The sequence below is a fragment of the Brakhagea baltica genome (assembly GCF_052161605.1).
In the GTDB taxonomy this organism is placed as follows: domain Bacteria; phylum Planctomycetota; class Planctomycetia; order Pirellulales; family Pirellulaceae; genus JBKCUI01.
Window position 1 is genome coordinate 5563466 of the sequence record NZ_CP197409.1, and the last position, 18374, is coordinate 5581839.

At 52.7% G+C, this 18374-nt stretch carries 6 protein-coding genes; 1 reads left to right on the top strand and 5 read right to left on the bottom strand.

Features of this window, described 5'->3' with window-relative positions; translation table 11 throughout:
- Positions 1-39: 39 nt before the first annotated feature.
- The 3 genes from SH449x_RS21650 to SH449x_RS21660 form a co-directional block, all read right to left on the bottom strand.
- A complete protein-coding gene (locus SH449x_RS21650; RefSeq protein ID WP_482378163.1) occupies positions 40-3423 on the bottom strand; it encodes a PVC-type heme-binding CxxCH protein in 3384 nt (1127 codons plus the stop codon).
- Between the two features lie 583 nt (positions 3424-4006).
- Positions 4007-9853 (bottom strand): hypothetical protein, encoded by a 5847-nt coding sequence (locus tag SH449x_RS21655; RefSeq protein WP_482378164.1) that lies wholly within the window; start codon positions 9851-9853, stop codon positions 4007-4009.
- A 120-nt stretch (positions 9854-9973) separates the two neighbouring features.
- Entirely contained in the window at positions 9974-10804 is an 831-nt protein-coding gene (locus SH449x_RS21660; protein ID WP_482378165.1) for a lipoate--protein ligase family protein, read from the bottom strand.
- Between the two features lie 397 nt (positions 10805-11201).
- On the opposite strand from SH449x_RS21660, the gene SH449x_RS21665 reads away from it, so the two are divergent.
- Positions 11202-16235 (top strand): Ig-like domain-containing protein, encoded by a 5034-nt coding sequence (locus tag SH449x_RS21665; RefSeq protein WP_482378166.1) that lies wholly within the window; start codon positions 11202-11204, stop codon positions 16233-16235.
- Between the two features lie 86 nt (positions 16236-16321).
- On the opposite strand, the gene SH449x_RS21670 is transcribed toward SH449x_RS21665, so the two are convergent.
- Both SH449x_RS21670 and SH449x_RS21675 read right to left on the bottom strand, forming a co-directional pair.
- Positions 16322-17653 (bottom strand): COG3014 family protein, encoded by a 1332-nt coding sequence (locus SH449x_RS21670; RefSeq protein WP_482378167.1) that lies wholly within the window; start codon positions 17651-17653, stop codon positions 16322-16324.
- 14 nt (positions 17654-17667) lie between these two features.
- Positions 17668-18339, bottom strand: coding sequence for a penicillin-binding protein activator LpoB (locus tag SH449x_RS21675; RefSeq protein WP_482378168.1), 672 nt, complete (start codon positions 18337-18339; stop codon positions 17668-17670).
- Positions 18340-18374 lie beyond the last annotated feature (35 nt).

An 18374-nucleotide genomic window follows, 5' to 3' on the forward strand; every position in this document is an offset into this window, starting at 1 on the left:
TGGATTGTTGGAGGAATCGAGGACAGCCAAGTCGCTGTACTACGGAGCCAGATTCAGCAGACTCTTCAATGCGGCTTCTCTCGACTCTCGATCTTGAAAATCCAACGCCCGGAACAACGCGGGGACGGACTCTTCGGTGATGCTGTCTTGTTTCAGCAATGCCGCTTGCATACTGGCTGCCTGGCTACCTCTCGCACGCCAAATGAGCCCCTCCATGGCCTTGGCATTAGACAGTGGCTTGGCCTTTAGCATGGCCAAGCATTCCGCCCAACGGTCAGTCGCCGCAATCCCGAGGCTTTCCAGATACCAGCGATCCTTGCCATCGTAGCGAGATGCTAGGGCTAACCAGTAAGATGGCATCTCTGCGGAAGTGTCCTCACGAAGCGCCAAGGCCCCTTCTCGCAGCACATTAGCTTCGGAATCTTCGAGTACCTTGGGCATGTAGGTCTTCGTGGGCAGCCCTGCTTGGCGAGCAATGCGAATCCCCGTGCAACGAACATTTGAGTCGGCGTCCGCAAGTGCTTGCTGAACCACCTTGGTTGGGTCAGAGATCTTGGACAGAACCCACAAACCACGAGCTCGCATGCGAGGGTTCTCGTGCTTGGCGAGCTTTTCAACTGCAGATTTGGCCGCAGCACCCATGCCGACCAAGCTCTTGTAGGCCATGTACCGAACCGAATTGTTAGGATTCATCAGTGCCTTGGTGGCTCCCTCGGCGGTTGAGAAGTCATAGTCTGGAACGATATATTTGGTATTCGGGGGAGCCAGTCGGAAAAGTCGTCCGCGATTCATATCCTCCATGTGGTGCCCCCCGACTCCGGGATCGTACCAATCGGATACGAACAGGGAGCCGTCAGGAGCAACGCAAACATCCGCAGGTCGGAACCAACGGTCTCGAGCGCCGACGAGCAAGTTCTCGATGATTGCCGTGTAGCCCGCTCCATCTTTGGTGGTTGGGTAAGCTCGAACGACGTTCGGACCGGCATCGCAATGGATGACTTCGTTTTGGAATCGCTTCGGTAAGAGGTCCCCTTCGTAGACCGTTATACCTGTGGGTGAGCCTGCGCCAGTGAGGAGCATGGTTGGCACGACCCCAGGATCGTTCAAGTGCCAATGCCGCTCGGGGATTTCCTTTTCCCAGTTCGCTCGCTCGACTTGCCAGCCAGCGCCAGTCAGCTCGTCGACGTATCCATAGTTACCGAACTCCATCACAAAATTGATTCGGGTAGCTCGGTTGCCATCATCGTCGTTATCGGATTGCCAAAGTGCACCAAACGAGTCAATGGCCACTTCGTAGTTATTGCGGAAGTTGTGCCCCAGCACTTCCATGTCGGACAGGTCTTCGTTGCAGCGGAAAACCATGCCTTGGCGATACGGTCTTCCCGAGTCATTGATGTCGCGTCCCCATCTATCTTTTATGGGATTGCCATCCTTGTCACAAAGCTGTTTGCCAGTGTTGCCAAAGTTGAAGTAGAGTTTGTTGTCTGGTCCGAAAACAAAGGAGTGCACCGAATGATCGTGTTGCGGTTCGCCTGTCTTGGTAAGTATGGCCGTCTTGCGATCTGGGATGTCGTCCCCGTCTTCGTCGATGAATTCGAGCACGTAGGGGGCCGCGCTGACTAGGACGCGATTACCCAGCACGCATAAGCCGAGGGCCGAATCGATATCTCGGCCTTGGTAGAAGACCGTTGTTTTGTCCATGATCCCGTCCTGATTGGTATCTTCCAAAATCAGAATGCGATCTCCCTCCGGCCGATCGTTTCTGTGGCCTCGATAGTTTACGACTTCGCAAACCCAAACTCGGCCTCGATGGTCAATGTCGATATTGGTAAGGCTCTTGATGACTGGCTCGGATTGAGACAATGTCGCTTGGAGCCCCTCTGCGACATCGAGACCTGCGACTGCGTTCTGCGGGTCTCGAGTTTCGGAACTACCAGCTGGATCTTTGCCCCAATCGTTGAGGCCACCTGGGACTCCACCGGTTGCAACATGAAACTTCACCGAGGTCGCTTCGCCGTTGTTCTGATTCACTCCGCCGTCATCCAAAGCACAGGTGACTTTCAAGGTTTCATATCCTTCAGGTAAGTCGTAGGCGATGACGCTAAGAGCATGAGTGCCGATGCCTGAGACTCGTTGCCCTTGGACTGACATCGCGTCCCCGTTTGCATTGGCGTTCTTTCTCACCTCGCCCCAACCCGTTGTGGCTTGCTTCCATTTCAAATCGAGAAGTGACATCTCCCCTTTTGGCCCTACCAATACGGGGTTGACCCAATTCGCCCAATCACAAGCAAATCCGTCCAGCCCGGGGGTGACGATCAAGTACAGGTCCTTGGCCTCTTTGATGTCAACTTCGGCGGCAACTTTTTGCCCTGGCGTCTGCGAAGTTAAAACAGGGCTAGAGTAAAGGAGTTTTGATTGCCTTCTCCGCGAGGTCACCGGGCGGCCTGCGGGCACACCGAACTCCTGAGCCGTTTTCGAAGTATCGAAGTTGGCGGGAGGCTGTTCGTCTTGATTGGCGAGCAGACGATCCATCGTCAGGCCATCGATTGGGATTCCTGATTCTGGTACATTAACTTTGGTGGCCCAAAGAATAGCATTCGCCACCAATCTCGTTTGGTCTGCGCGTCCCCAATTCCAGTGGAAATGCCCACCGGTGAATCCGAACGAACGGCCTCCATTGCTTCTTTCGGTAGCCCAAGCGACATGTTGCTTGTCACCACGAGCGACTTCTTCGCGAACTGCCGGGTTGCCGCTGTGGGGGCCATCGGGGCGTTCCATCGTGCTCTGTGGAGGGACAGCGGATAGAATTGGAGTCACACCGTCCATGTTATCGCGAAACCGCATGTGGAAGTACCATTCGTCGAACATAGTAAAGGGCTGCACGCCGCGTGTAATTTCATGAGTGGGGAGCTCTTTGAACTCCGCGTTCCAAATCGGGTTTACCGACCAATGGGTTTCGAAGTAGCCACCGAGCCAATCTTTGAAGAGGTCGCCCGGCGGTCCCTCGGGAACCTCGACTGCATAGTGCAGGCAGACGAAGCCAACGCCGCGATCGATCTGCTTTTTGAGTCGGTCTAAATGGGGCATGGCGGGATGGCCACCACCTCCGTCTGCGTAGATACAAATCGTATCGGCCGTATCCAGCAGGCTGTCGTCTTTTGGCCAACCATCTTTAATGACATGGCATTCAACTTCTGGATAGGATTTTTCGATGAGATCGGCGAGTAGTCGGCAACCGGCGTAGTGTTCGTGGGAGCCATAACCGTGACTCGCTCGACCGGCGATGAACACAATTTGCTTTTTCGCTTCGAGTTTTGGTACAGACTCCGCTCGGCTGACCTTTGCCAAAAGCAAGTTGGTGAACAGCACGACCGTCAGCAAACAAGCCGCCGTTCGAAGCCAAGAAAACATCTGAGCCAACATGGGAGAACCCTCGCAGGAAGTTAGAACGGATTTGGCCGGGAGAAAGGGCTCGGTTGGTGAGCCTGGATTACGAGTCATCAGCATCATGATATAAGGGTGCAGTCTGATGGGGCAGGAGGGAGAGGTGTATTGGGTAGGTTCGCAGCGACACGGGAGCATCGTAAGCGATAACCACGATTTTAGTTCAAAATCTACGCCCTAGGGGCCTGGTTCGTCAACCATTCTCGAGAAAAACTTGCGCAGCGAATCGACTTACCCGATTCTTGTGAGCTCCAGCCGATTCAACCGGTCCGGCAGAAGTCATGAGCGACCAGGGGCTGGAGTTACAGGCGTTACCAATTCTCAGTAGTCTGGTTACCCAACTACAGCAGCGCCTGCGAAGTCGAGATGCCTAAGCGGCTGGCTGAGTCCGACCACGCAACTATTTCAAACCCGAAAATGTAGAGAAAGCGGACCGCCTTAGGTGATGAGCCGTGAGCGCATTGTTGCTCTTATGTGGAAGCATTTCCGCAGTTCTTGGTTTCGCTGTGCGGAGAAAAATGTATTTGTCTGGTAGTTTTTCGTCTGTCGATCGCCTAGCGATCTACTTGGCCCCTTCGGTTTGAAGACTGCGAAAGTAGGCTTGAATCGCTTGGTCGAAATCGGGATCGAAGACTTCTCGCGAGCCTTCGAGATTCTGATCTGCCGCTTGCTTGCGTAGCTTGCCCCATTCGCTCTTCCTAGCGGGATCGGCATCCGGCAAAAAGTAAGAGTCATAGCTGGTGCGTTCGTCGGCCATTGTCTGTCCCGACATGCCGGCTGATCGGGACGATTGGCCCGTAGCCGATTGTTGTGTAGAAGACTGGCTCTGACCTGAGGATTGCATCTGACGGTTTCGTTGCTGCGACATGCGGGACGAAAGTTCATTCGCTGCGCTACGCAACGATGATTGCATTGAATCCGATGAGGCATTCGTACCGCTAGGCGATGAATTCGAGTTGCCCGAAAACACCATACGATCCATTCGATCAAGCAACTGGGCTCGCTCACGAGATCGTAAAATATCCGAACGACTTTCTGATCGATTGGTGGTGCTCGCGGTATTGGAGGTTTCAGATTGTTGGCCTGAAGAGGATTGGGACTGGATGATTGGATCGTTTTCTATCGATCTCCCCAGCGATTGTAGTTGCTGGGCTGCTTGGCCCAAGGCTGCTATTTCTTCCTGAACGGTAGGACGCGTTAACGGCTCGGTTAGCTCACGGTTTTGATTAGCTTGACTGAAATCTTTTTCTGTTGATTCCATTTGATTGGCGGCATCGGAAAGCTGAGTCTCCAAGGGACCCAATGTCGACTCTCTGAGCCCTTCGAGCTGTCGCTGGTAGTTCTGGAGGGCCTTACTGCTCGCTGATTGTTGCAGTCGGTCCTGGTGGCGAGCATTTCGTTGCAATTCGTCCTGAATACGATTCGCCGCTTGATTGATTTGGTTTTGTCGCTCGGTCGCAGCGGACAGGGTTTCCTGTTCCGCCTGAGGCGGAGCCCATTCTGATGAGGCTTGACTGGCAGACATTTCGGCCACCGCGTTGAAAAACTCCTGAGCCCGCTTAAGTTGATCCGTTATCAGACCCGCTGTGGGGTTGATATCAATGGAGGCCGGGGTGTATTGCGATTCTTCGAGAGCTTGTGCTTTGGCTGATAGTTCCGATGCTGTTGCCGCGATCTGCTCCATGGTAGCCTTCATAGCTTCGAGACTCTTGGCCTTGCGGTCGACTTCAATCGTTTTGCGTCGCAGTTCGTCTTGCGCCCAGGAGTCATCGGGTTTTCGGTTTGCGTTCTCTTGTGCTCGCGATCTGGATTCCTGGGACCGTTTCCAATCCTTTTCGGCTTGCTCGTACCTTTGGCTTTGTCGCTTTAATTCATCGTTCCAATTTCGCTCCAATTGAGTAGCAGTTGTTTTGCTTTCCCGCTGAAAGTTACGCTGCAAATCCTCGACCATCTTCGCGGTATCCCGAGCACGGCGAGCAGGTGCGACAACAGCGTCCGCAGTAGTCTTCGAGGCCTCCAATAGTTCCTGAATCTCTTTCGTTCCCTCTTGCAAAGTCGACTCGAGTCTCTGCCGAGCCTCGGCCAAAGTCCATGAGTCGGTGTTCTCATCCATGTTGCGAGCCTTATTAGCGGCGCTCTCCAAGGATCGACGCAACGGCTCCATCGAGCTTGCTAGCCTCTCGTTCCAAAATCCATCGCCTTTGTTCTGTGAGCTAACAGTTCGCATCGCATGTTGTAATTTTTGCATCCCGACACCATTGATAAAATCGGCCATAAGGCGGAGCTCGAGGGCTTGCTGACGCTTGCGTTCGCGCAAGATCGGATCCGATCGTTCGAGTTCACGTGCTGTGTTCTCCTCCGCCTTGCCGAGTGCTTGTAGCTCGCCTGATACACTTTGCTGCTGGGTATCAACAATCTCCATCAATTCTTCTTGCATGGTAGGATTGATTTGAAGCTCTTGCTCTAGTTGCCGAAGCAGATCTTCTTGGTTTGCTGATGCCAGTGCAGCGAGTTGTTCGGCTTTTTCGTAACCGGCTTCCAGATTGGCATCAGGAGATTCCGCTATAGGATTTGTCTGATTCGGATTTTGTGGTCGGAATTGTTCATCAAAGCGTTCCTGGATCGCTTCAAAGGTTGTCTCCAAGCGTTTCTCTGCTTGAAGGGCATTGGTTACGGACTCCTGGTTTGGGGGTTCGGCATTGCGGAGGGATTCCATCGCACGATCGAGTGCTTCTTTTGCTCGGTTGATCATGCCCAAGGCTGCGTCGCTATCGCGTGCTTTTTGACGCATCTCGCGATCGAGAAGATCCTGTCGCGATGCCTCGTCCGCAAGGGCTTCCTGCAGTCGTTTGGTGGCAGACTCGAGATTCTGTTCTGCTTGTTCGACGGCTTGTTTGGCCTGCTCTGAAGATGCCTTTTCCATCGCGGTTTCGGAGTCGAGGTTAGTTGACTCAAGGAGATCGCGAGTCCGGTCTTCGAGTTGTCTGGTTTTCTCGGCAGCGGTTTGGGCAAGCTCCGAAAGGGAGGGAGCTAGTTTACGTAATGCATTGCGAGCTTCTTCAATAAATGGCGAGGCCAAGCGATCCAGTTCGTTCCACTCGGCAAGTACTAAATCGAGGTCGGGTGAAGCCGAGTATCGCTCCATCTTTTTCGTATCCATGCGAGAAGAGAGCGCATTACTGGCGTTCGCGTAAGGAGCGGTCCAACGCAGTCCGTTGTAGCGATCGTGAAGTCCATCGGGGAAACGCGCTCGCCTCATACGCTGATGAGCACTTTCAAGTTGATGGGAGACTGCGGACCAGTGAAGATTGTGATCCAAACGACCTGCTGTGCTGGAGAAGTCGAAGCGATCAGATTCGGCTAAGCGTTCCAGTCCGACGCGAGCATCATTGGCTTGGTGGGCCGCGTCGAGAACTCGATACGCGTTGCGAACGATTTGCAAGTAGCTTTCGCTCATCTTCTGAGGAGGAGTTCCTCGGTTTGCGGAATCAGCCGTATCTGAGAGGTATTCGAGAGCACGCCAAGCCAGTCCCATATCCGATGGATAAGTCTGGTCCTGAATCGTGCGTTTAAGGTGGAGATCCCGTTGGGATTTGAGTTTCTCGACAAGGAGCGTTGCAAGAGCTGTTCGTTCGTTCTCCAGCAACCGACGTTGCCATCCTAATTCGGAGGTAGAGAGTTCTTTGTTCGTTGCCAAGCGATCCAGTGAGCCGGTAAGCTCGATCATACGCTGAAACATGGCATCGATCATGTCAGATCGATTGCGAAGCTCTTTTCGACGCGATTCGGTCGTCCAATAAAGATTGCCGTCCAAGTGCAGCAGCCAATGTCGGTAGCTCCACTCGCGGATTTCGTTCGCCACCAGTTGCGTTAGTTCCTCCAGGTTTTGCTCGGGTTGTTTCAGGTCTGTGTAGTCGGCGATTCGGCCTCGCGTCTCAGCCAGCCAACGGCGCCATTCCTCCAATCTATCCCCTAAACCTTTAGGAATGTCATCTCGCATCGATGATACTAGTTCGAGCATTGCATCCGCAATTTGCGAAACGAGGAATTGCGAGCGAGGTAGCGAAGCGGGGGAACTTTCGGATAGTTGTAAAGCTTCGGTTTGACGCTGCATGATATAAGTCGCATCTTTGGTGAGGGCACACTGGAGCCCCAGCCCAAGCAGATTTTGATGGAACTCATGGAGCTCTTTGGCTAAGTCTCCCCCGCGGTTGATCGAGTCACTCGCTTGTTGGAACAACTTTTGGCGAGTTTCTTCGACAGCCGCGCGATCGGCGTTTGGTTGGCTCTCCGTTTGAAGTAAAAGGAGCGATTCCTTTAGTTTGGGAAGGAATTCCCATTCGAGCCGCGCCACCTCGTTGAGAACCAGCTCGGTGTCATGCTGATCTATGTAGGCTGTCAGCAGAGGCAATAACGTCGCGCCAGTTTGCTCGGCAGCACGCAACGCGACATCGATGTTTGCAAGCCACTTCTGGATCGCTTCGAGGTTGGATTTTCGAAGCTCTTCGTCCGAATCCATTTGCACGAACGGCTGCAACGATTCTTGAATGGCATTGCGATTTGCATTCCAGGCAGCGTTTAGTTCGCGGAGGGGTAGGGAGAGTTGCCTTTTCAGTAGTAATTGGGCGTGCCGGTTGGAGGGGAAGTCGGATTCGGCGATGGAGAAGGAAAGAATTTCTGATTCACCACGTTGGTGCATGCGGTCGAAGGCCACGGCTCGGATTTGAACGTTGTCTCCCGTTTTAAGTCGATAGGAAAGCAGATCCCAATCCAGTTGATGAACGGAGGAGCTCCGTTTTTTACCTGCCACCGTGATGTCGGTTGATGCTGGGGAATCAACTCGATGCAACGCGGCCCAAGGTTGATCATTGATGGCGATTTCGTATTCGATTGAGGCGATAGGAAAATCGTCGTAGGTTTGGCAAGCGAGTTCCACAATCTCGGTATTCGCAATCATCCAATAGGTGGCTTTACGCGGGATTTTGGCGGAGGAGAGAGGTGATAGGGAGGCTCGGATCGGTTCTCTCCAGAGCGTGTTCGGAGTAACGACCCAGGCAACCGTTGGGGGCAAGTCGGAAAGCCATGCGAGGTTATGCCATGGTCGAAAGGAATTTTCGATCGGTTGATCATTAATCTTAGTTTTCGATGTTAAGTGAATTTGAAAGCGACCACTCCCCAGATTCGGGACTTCGACTGCCCAGTTTTCGACGTCATCTTTTATCGAGGAGGAACTTGAAATCTGTTGCAGCGGCAGGGTTGCTGTGGTTCCCGATTCACCTTCCCAGCGGAGAACGACATCCTGCATCGACTGGTTGACTGAGATGTGCAGCTTCAGCGTACTGCCTTGTAATACCGCCAGATCTCCTTCGGTCTGGAGGCGAATTTCTTCACTGGGTGGCTCGTTGGGAGAACTGGTGTAAGCTGGTGACATAATATGCCACTCGTACGCGAGGACTTTTGGGCGTTCTACAGGTTCGATGTAGCGATATGTTGTTCTGGCATCGGCTGCTAAAAAGCGGTATCGGATTTTGCGATTTCCCACGGGAGCGGTTACCGAGTAGGTCTGCTCGCGAACGTCATCGACTAACATGGGGACACGATTAGGAGAGGTCCAACCACTGGCCTCTTGGTCGCTCTGTTCCATCCATTCGAGTGTTACATCTTGATTCAATCCGGAGCTCGTCAAATATGACCCCAGTTTCACCGAGTATTGGATGTACTGTTCTGCGGGGGATTGTTCTATGGGAGACTTTGGGGCAAGAACCTCAAGCCGCCATATCGAGATGGGGGGAAGGTCGACGAGGGGAAGCACGGCACGCTGCAATCGTTCCGGAAAACGAAGACTTGGGATGAGGCACAGAGTTAGCATAGTCGCTAAGCCGATGGTGATAGCGATCAGGGTGTTGCGAAGCCGATCCCATGGGAACAGTTCTGTGATGCTGATTCGATTCAGCTCGACTGCGGTATCGTGTTCCAGCCGCTGCAAGAAAACTTCGCTACCGCTTTTGCTCGATCCATCTGGGATCCGCAGTTCGACACTGGCTAGGAGGCTCTCGCGAAAATGGGGGCAATGAGACTCCACTTCTCGCGCCAGATCTTCGCCCGTCGGTTTAAACAGGAGCGAACGGACAGCTCGTCCTAGACCGTTTCGCCAAGATGCAAAAGCCGTTACTCCGTACCCGAAGAGAATAAGAGTCCAGCGAACTGGTTCCGAAAGGAGTCCCGTACTATCGAACAAAACCATAAGCCACACGAGCGCGAGCCCGCAGACCAGAGCGGTGGCAGCTCCACGAAGCGCGTGATAGCGAGTTCGAACGACTTGGAATCGTTTTAGCCTAGACTGGATCGCGGATGCGGCCCTGCTTTTGGTTGCGGAGCTTCGGTTGGGTGTCGCGATTGCCTGACTCATCGCTCTCCTGACGGGATTCGCGTTAGGTAGATTAGCTGCTTGCAGAACCGTTGCCTACACATGACCGCATTCGCAAAGCGATCTGCCCGGCTGGATACCCATTTTAGCGGTAGCCTTGTCTCAGAGGCGTTCGCGATGCCAATTTGGGCTCAAGTATTTTCGCTGAAGCAGTTCTTCGGTGCGAGCGTGCCACTGATACCGGAAGGGGAATTCGGCCCAAGATTCGTTAGCTTGCCACGCCGTTGCCAGCTCCGCGATAAGTTGCTGTTTGAACTCGGCCTGATGGGAGAAGTCATCGGGGAGGAGATTGCATACAAAATCGCCGTGATCGCGATCGTTTCGGTATTCTGGTTGCCGGGGAGGCTGGAGAAGGTATCGGGAAATGTGATCGAGCGGCATGTGAAGCAGGATAGTACCGTGGTAGATCATGAAGTGGCGGCGGCAACGGAGCGCGTTTCCCGAAAATTTTCTACCGTCGATGGTCAAGTCGCAGGTTCCTTGCCAGTCCACCTTGCGATCCATGGCAAACGCATCGAGCGTGCTTTGGACGGCGACGGAGAGGCCGTTCATGACTTGTTGGTGAGCCACATCGAGCATCCGCCATGCGGGTCGGCTGCGGTAGTCAATGAGCAAGGTGTACATCAAGCAGCCTGGGCCAGCTACGATGGAGGCCCCGCCGCTCGATCGGCGAAGGTAGGGGATTTGGTCCTGCTCGCAGGCTTGGACATTGATCTCTTCGGAGATACGAGACGACCTGCCCATGACCGCAACGACTTGCGAGAACTCCCAAAGCCTAAGAACCTCCGCAGGCATCAAGTTCTCAGACGCGCTGAATTCAGGTTGCTCGTCTGAGATCTCAGACGCTAAAGTCGCATCCATGACATCCACTAGAGCTTCGTCTTTGGCGAGATCGGTTTCTGGAGATGTGGGTTGGTCAACTAGAAAGAACATCTGGAGCGGCAGTGGTATCAGAAAAATTAATATAAAATTCGAAATGCGAGAAGTAGTCCTGGGGCTTCGTCAACCGATTTCCGGCTTTTTTGAGTTGCGGGGGGGGAGTAGCTCGGTCAAACGGGGGGGTGGCTTGAATTGAGGGGCAAAACAAAACTTTTTTCTGTTCGGGAACTTCTTTAGCCAAAATCTCTCTAAATTCGGGATTTTCGGAAAAAGTGCTACGGACGGCTTATCGGGCTACCAAGGCATGATGATTGGGGAATTTGGGGGGACTAGGAAATATCTCGTTGAAATCCCGTCGGCGACTAGCTAACCTCACTGTACAGACTATACGCGATAATCCTGCGCAAACTATCCGTAGACCGTTCCTTTCTTGTCCTAGGTGGAAGAATCGATGACCGTTTTGCCAAAGCGAAATGCTAGCAAGTCCAAGGCTGCGACCAAGCCTGCCAACACCAATCGTCTCGAGAAAAAACGCTTGCTTTCCCGGGCGTTGAAGCTGGAAACGTTGGAGAAACGCGAGCTTTTCAATGTGGATGTGCCCGCCTTCCATAATGGGATGATCCCCCAGGATGTCGACGGAGATTTCTCGATCGGCCCGCTTGACGTCTTAGCCATCGTCAATCGACTGAATTCCGAAGGGGGGAGTGTTTATCTCGGAGATCAGGAAAGGAATCACTTTGACCCATTTCTTGACGTTGATGGGGACAATTTTCTCACACCTTTGGACGCGCTTTCGGTAATCAACTTTATCAACAGCGGCGAGGGGCTCGGGGAAATAGCGGGAATCCGGTACCAAGTTTTTGCCGCAAATCCTGATGGGACGCCTGATCTCAGCAGAATGCTCGGGCAGTCAGGAGGAGCATCCCCGGCGGTAATCGAGATCGGGGTTGGTCAAAATATCGTGATTCGTACGCAGGTCAACGACCTAAGGACGGGCGAGCATCGGGGGGGTGTTTTCGCAGGCTATCACGAATTGCGATACGAGAACGTGGACGGTTCGACCGCTGAGAGGTTGGAACTTTTGTGGGGTGAATATAACGAGATTCGTATTCCCACCTCGGCGACATCGGGCAGCTTTGGACTTTCCTATGCGGCGACATCTAGCCACCCTGCTACGACTGTGACGATCCAACCTGTGTACGTGAATAACGTCATCAACGCTGCTCAGACTAGAGCCGCTATTGTCAATGCGTTGCAGGCCGCATTCGGACCAAATACGATTCGAATGCAAACGTTGCCACCTTTGCCTGCTGTCGAAGACGGTAACTTCGTCTTCCGGTTTAATTTCACGGGCTCTCGTGCGCGGACGAATATTGGGGATGCTGTTGTTGTGAATAACAGCCTTTCCAATACGCAAGGGCCGCTGACGCCGACTTATGTGAACGATGCTAACCCGTCCCCCTTTAACACCCGAAACGTATCCCCTGCTAGAAACCACGATTTAGTTAGTCGGGTGGTAGACGAACTAGGCGATCTCGTTAATGCAAATGTACGGTACACGGACGGCGTAAGCGGTAACCTAAGGGCCCCAACCTCTGTACGGCTTGCAACGTCTCAGAATTATGTACTGACCACGAACAATTTCGTAGATTTTGAGCTCATCGACGACATTAGAACGATCGACGGAATCTCCATTTCCCCGGGAGATAGAATTTTAGTGCGTGCGCAAACAACAGCGTCGCAGAATGGTGTCTATGTTGTTACCGACCGCACCGTCAATAGTGTTACGAAGAGAACCTTAGTACGTGCCGATGATGCAGATGAGCCGGGAGAATTGGTTGATGCGTTTGTAATTGTCACGGAAGGAACCTTCGCCAATCAGACGTTCCAGCAGAAGACGGCGATCGTGAACGTTGGGTTCAGCCCGATCGTTTGGGGAGACAGCAATGTCTTTATGTTGGAAACTCTCGGGGGCTTCAGCCCTAACCGTTTGCAGGACAGCATTGCAGCGTCGACTTATGTAGATGTCGTCGATGTTCTATTCCGAGGTGGTGCTGCGGGAGAGGTGCGTCTGGACGGGCAACTCTCACGTGTCCCTAGTGCTGGCTTGCCACCTGGCGCCGTGCCAGGGCTTGCATTGCATGGAACATCCACTTACATCACCGACCCAAGCGTGGTCGTTCTGCCGAACAACGTACGAATCCGAATCCTGGATGAACTTACAGCATTCCCCGATTTCTATACCATTCAAGAGGATGCCCCTGCGACGCTACTCAACGTTCTAGAAAACGATCGCGACCGTGAAAACAGGTCTTTCTCAATTGTTGCTGGTGGAATCTCAGTACTGAGTGGGGCAGATCGCGCGACGGTAGCTGTGGCAAACAGCGGGTCAAGAGTCTTGTTCACACCGGCTCCGAATGCAAATGGTGAGGTCGTCTTTACCTACCGCATACGAAATACGGCCAATTTTGAGTCCGTCGGTACAGTCACAGTTAATATCACGCCGGTAAACGACCCGCCGATCGCTTTGACGCCAACGTTAACGGTTGCTGAAGACACTGCCGCTCCCGGTTTGGTTGTTCCGCCATCAACTTTATTTTTGCCTGGACCTCCAGACGAAGTTGCTGAGGGGCAAACGGTAACATTGACCGGGGTCGCGAACGTTCAAAATGGTACTGCGACCATCAACTCACAGGGTAGTCTGAGCTTCATTCCCGCTCCAGACTTCTTTGGGACTGCGACTCTATCCGTGACCGGTCAGGATAATTTGGGACTTTCCACCACGGGTGTATTCACGATCACTGTTACACCGGTGAACGATGCACCGATCGCCTTGACGACAAGCTTCCAAATTGCCGAGGATACATCGCTGCCCGCGGTACCGGCAACGACATTGTTCAGCCCAGGGCCTCCGAACGAGTCAACACAAACCGTAACACTTTCTATTCAACAGGCCCCTCCTGCCGCTCAAGGGACTGCTGCAATCCAGAACAATTCGCTGGTATTTACCCCAGCACCAAACTTCTTTGGCACTGTCGTCTTCACGGTGAGAGGAACGGACAACGGCGTTGGCACTCCGTCCAATCCGACAGCACCCAATCCACTGTCGACCGATTCCCAAATCACCGTCGTTGTAACGCCGGTTAACGATCCGCCGATTGCGGTGGATGATAGCTTATCCGTGATTGCAGCCGTGGGTGTACCGCAGACGCTGGATGTTTTGGATAATGATAGCCCTGGTCCGTTCGAAGAACAGATCGATAGCATCCGAGTCGTTGCAGTGACCCAACCTGCCGCTGGTGGTGGTGTGGTAACGATTGGCCCTGAGGGTGCGAACGTCATCTTCACTCCGGATGGAACCATCATCGAGGGAGTCGTTACCTTCAGTTACACCATACGGGACACGGGCAATCTCGAGGATTCCGCAACGGTTACTCTGCAGATTGTTCCACCAGCTAGGCCATATGCGTTAGACGATCGATTCACAATCGACGAGGATTCTCCGCAACAGACCTTTAATGTGCTTGCGAACGATTTTGTGCGTGAGGGAGCAACAGCACAGATCGATTCTGTGACCAGCATTCCTGCCAGCCAAGGCACCTTGATTGTTCAAAACAATCTCATTCTGTTTACTCCGACACCTGACTTCTTTGGTAACGTAGTATTCAGTTATACGATGTCAGACACCTCCGGGCTTCCACCCGAAGAGGAGAGCCGGCTGACTGCGGTCGTTACAGTTGTTGTTCGAGAGGTGAATGATCCGCCGGTTGCGGTAGAACGCCAACGAACAACGGCAGAAGACGTGGATCTGTTCATGTCCAATTTGAGCATCACGAATGGCGTTGGTAGCGAACAAAGACTTAGTCGCGGCCCGAACGAAGACTCGCAAACGCTGACGATCACTGCCGCTAGAGTCGTGAATCCGGCCACGGGAACCGTCGTGCTGCAACCCAACGGCGACTTGTTGTTCAGCCCTGCCCCCGATTACTTCGGTGAAGCTCTGATTGAGTACACTGTTACGGACAACGGAACCACCCGTGGTCAACCAGATCCACTTTCATCCACATCGACAATCCGGATTAATGTTACACCGGTAAACGATCCGCCAATCCCGGTTAACAAGAACTTCACGGCTGTTGAAGACACGCCTAGGAATTTCACAATTGCTTCTTTGATCGAAGGAGACTTACCTGGTCCGATCAATGAACAAGAGTTGCTCGGTCAAACGGTCATCTTCGATGGATTGCCTTCTGATAGAACTTCGCAAGGAGGCACGCTTGCTATCGTAGGAAACAGCGTCGTCTACACCCCGGCTCCAGATTTCTTTGGAGTGGATACGTTCCTTTACCAAATACGGGACAGCGATACTCCACCGCTTAGTGCGATCGGTACAGTTACTATCACGGTTTCCGAAGTCAACGATCCACCTGTTGCGACCGACGTTTCCAGAGATGGGATTTTCGCAAGCGTACGTACGGTCATCGATCTTAGTGCCGAGCTAGCACTGATGTCCCGTGGTGCACCGAACGAAGCAGATCAAACGCTTCGGATCGTTGCCGTAGGGCCCTCTGCAAACGGAGTTCAACCTACAATCGGAGCTGACGGAACCTCGATAATTTACATCGCACCGCTTGGTGCGAGCGGTCTCGATTCCTTCAGCTACACGATTGAAGATAACGGAACGACTAACGGTCAGCCTGATCCTCAACGATCAACAGCAACGGTTAGCGTCAACGTTCTCCCATTCATCCCAAGTTCGTTCTCCGGTCGTGTTTGGATTGATGAAGACATCAATCGCAACAACATGATCGATCCAGGGGAGCTGATGGTCTCAGGTGTAGACGTCTACCTGTTCGAGGGGACGATGGATAATCCAGCGCCCCAATCCACTTGGAGGCATGATATTACGGATAGGGATGGATACTATAGCTTTAATCTGCTGCCCCCTGGCACCTTTACTGTCATGTTTGTCGTCCCAGATATGATGATAGACTCTCAGGTGGCAAATTTCTTCACGCAAACCATCGTTGCGCCTGGCGATGTTAATGTGGAATACAATTTTGCCCTGCACGGTCCTAATGCAGCATTGGGTGTTCAACTAGAGAATTTGTCCTCGAGTTACTATCTAACCGACGCTGGAATGAGGAAGGATGGATTTGTCGCAGCAATCGGAGCTGACGGAACATCGCTCTGGACCATAGCTCGCGGTCGATTCGATAACGATATCTTCCATGAGATCGTTCTCTCTGCTGATGCAAGAACTGCTTACATAACCGCTATTCGAGAGAATAACGAAGTGTATACCGCTTCTATCGGCAGGAACCAATTCCGACGTGTTATTGATCCGACTACAGGTGGAATGCTCCTGCGAGTTCTGGCACGCAATAGCGAATTGAATTGGACAAAAGTCGATATGGCCGCCCCGCCCGTCAACAGTGCGGCTAAGTATCTTCGCTCGATCGACGAGTTCTTTTCAACGATGTAAATAGGCTGGATGGGGTACTTAGTTGTTCCCCGCTCGGTTAGATGAAATGGCATCGCCGCGAGTGCGGCGATGCTGCATTTAGGCCTCTAGTTTCCGCTACAAATCACCTGCCCGTGAGAGTAAGAGTCGGCAAACCAAGCCAGTACGTAACTGTTTCCACCGTTTCGAACGTCGACGTTGATCGATTTTCTTGGACCGTTTACACGGCCTCCACTCAGTGGAGCCAACTCCAATCTCGATATCCCCTTGGGAACCTCGACTCGCAACACTTGAATCTCGCTCGGCAAAAGTCCCCAACAACGCGTGTCAGCCGTCTCGAGAGCCTCCCAGGCAACACCAGCAAGATCCATACCCAATCGAGTTATACCGTCTCCCCCCATTTTCTCCTTGGCTGCAACGACTGTCGCTTTCTTGATTACACGTCTAGCTACTGCACGGGCCAAAATGATGTTCTTTTCAGCCTGATACGTCTCCAGTGCAAAATCTCGAATATTCGCGACGCAAAATGTTGGGCCGATAAACTGGCCGTTCATACTCACCGCGACGGCATCAATGTCGTTTCTAGGAACAACGATTTCAGGAATCTTGATCGGTGCAATGGTGGGTGGAAGATGGTAAGGGCCTACCGCCGAAATAATCCGATCAGCGATTAACAGTGCGTCGCTAGTTGGCTCTTCGGTGACCTCGACTTTGTAGGGGCCTTTTCCAACCAACGCTAAAACGTAAACGACTCCATTGCCAGGTTGGGAATGGACTCCACTCTCAGCTCGATTGCAGTCCCAATGCAGGGGCAGGCTGTTCGGAAGTAAGTCTCGGGCCGCCGAATAATTGCGAAAAGCATCGTCGTAGTCGCGCAAGGTTGCTTCTCTCAATAATCCTCGTAGATAGAATCCGAATGGCAGGGGACGATACGGAATCTTCGTTTGACTCTTTTCAGCAACCTTCTGCATCAGTCTCTCATGCGTTGCTTGCAATTGTAAGGTGTGACTCTCTGCGTCTCCTCCATCGTGAAGCAGATTAGAGATGGCGAGAAATGCATGAATCAGAATCTTCTCGTAGGATTCCCCGGCGTAAGCTCTCGTCTTATCATCGGTCCACATCGACAACGCTTTCTCTGCAATCGATTCCTTCTCCAGTTCAAGGAAACGGTCACGTGTTTCCTTGAGGAGCGTCTCCGCTTTCTTGGCATCGCCGTCCAATAAAGTCGCCATGGCCAAGTCGAGCTGCACGACATCTCGATCATGCCGAAAAGGTTGCGAAAGTTTCTCCAAACTCGTTCTGCACTCGGAAAGCTTGCCGTTATAGAACAAATTCCGAGACGTGGAGACCCGTTTTGCATGCGTCATGCAGCCGCTGACTCCACTCAATAGGAATAGAGCGATCAGCACCAAACTGCCGAACGGCAACCACCTGCTCATGGCACAGCGATTGGTCATCGCTTGAAAGGATTGTAATTCCAAGCGGCTCCAGCAGCCGTCTTATGATACCCCTTGCGTACCTCAGCCGACTCCTTATCGGAAACGCCTGAGTGAATATTCACCAGCTCCAAGGTAAGAGTATGGCTGCGCTGAGTTGAAGAATTACGTACTGTGGTTCCACTCGTTAGCACAGCATACAGCAAGTAGTCAACCGGTGCACCGTCTCGTTCTAAGACCGACATCAGCAATCTCATATTATCTGGGATGTATAGCGAGTCAGGACGCAACCGAGTTTCGAATAACGCTGCATCCAACATGCGCCGCGTGATAGGGCGAAACGCTGGAGACCTAAGAAGTTGGGAATCGATTTGTTGGTAAAGCTGATCCTTAAAGTCTCCAATGTCCTCAGCACTCTTGTTCTCAACACCTACGAAGAAAACCGTTTTGGGAAGAGGGGTGCCGTCCGGCCCGATGGGGGTGTCCTGCGTAATCTGATGCTGCCTGGCTAGAAGCTTTGCAACCGCTTCGTCTACCAGTGGGTCGTATACCTCCGAGCCAGCCTTATGACTTCCCACCAAACTGGGTGAATCTGGTTTGACGACATGCCCAAACTGGTAACCGCGGCAACCGACAGATCCGCTTGCTAGCAAAACACCACAGCTAACCAACCAATCTCTGCGGTTCATATGGGCATCCCTTCCCTCGAGTTGAACAATCGCCT

Coding starts and splice junctions, on each gene's coding strand:
- SH449x_RS21660 (WP_482378165.1), bottom strand. CDS start 10,804: ATGTTCTTTCTAGTTGACCAACCCACATCTCCAGAAACCGATCTCGCC.
- SH449x_RS21665 (WP_482378166.1), top strand. CDS start 11,202: ATGACCGTTTTGCCAAAGCGAAATGCTAGCAAGTCCAAGGCTGCGACC.
- SH449x_RS21670 (WP_482378167.1), bottom strand. CDS start 17,653: ATGAGCAGGTGGTTGCCGTTCGGCAGTTTGGTGCTGATCGCTCTATTC.
- SH449x_RS21675 (WP_482378168.1), bottom strand. CDS start 18,339: ATGAACCGCAGAGATTGGTTGGTTAGCTGTGGTGTTTTGCTAGCAAGC.
- SH449x_RS21650 (WP_482378163.1), bottom strand. CDS start 3,423: ATGTTGGCTCAGATGTTTTCTTGGCTTCGAACGGCGGCTTGTTTGCTG.
- SH449x_RS21655 (WP_482378164.1), bottom strand. CDS start 9,853: ATGAGTCAGGCAATCGCGACACCCAACCGAAGCTCCGCAACCAAAAGC.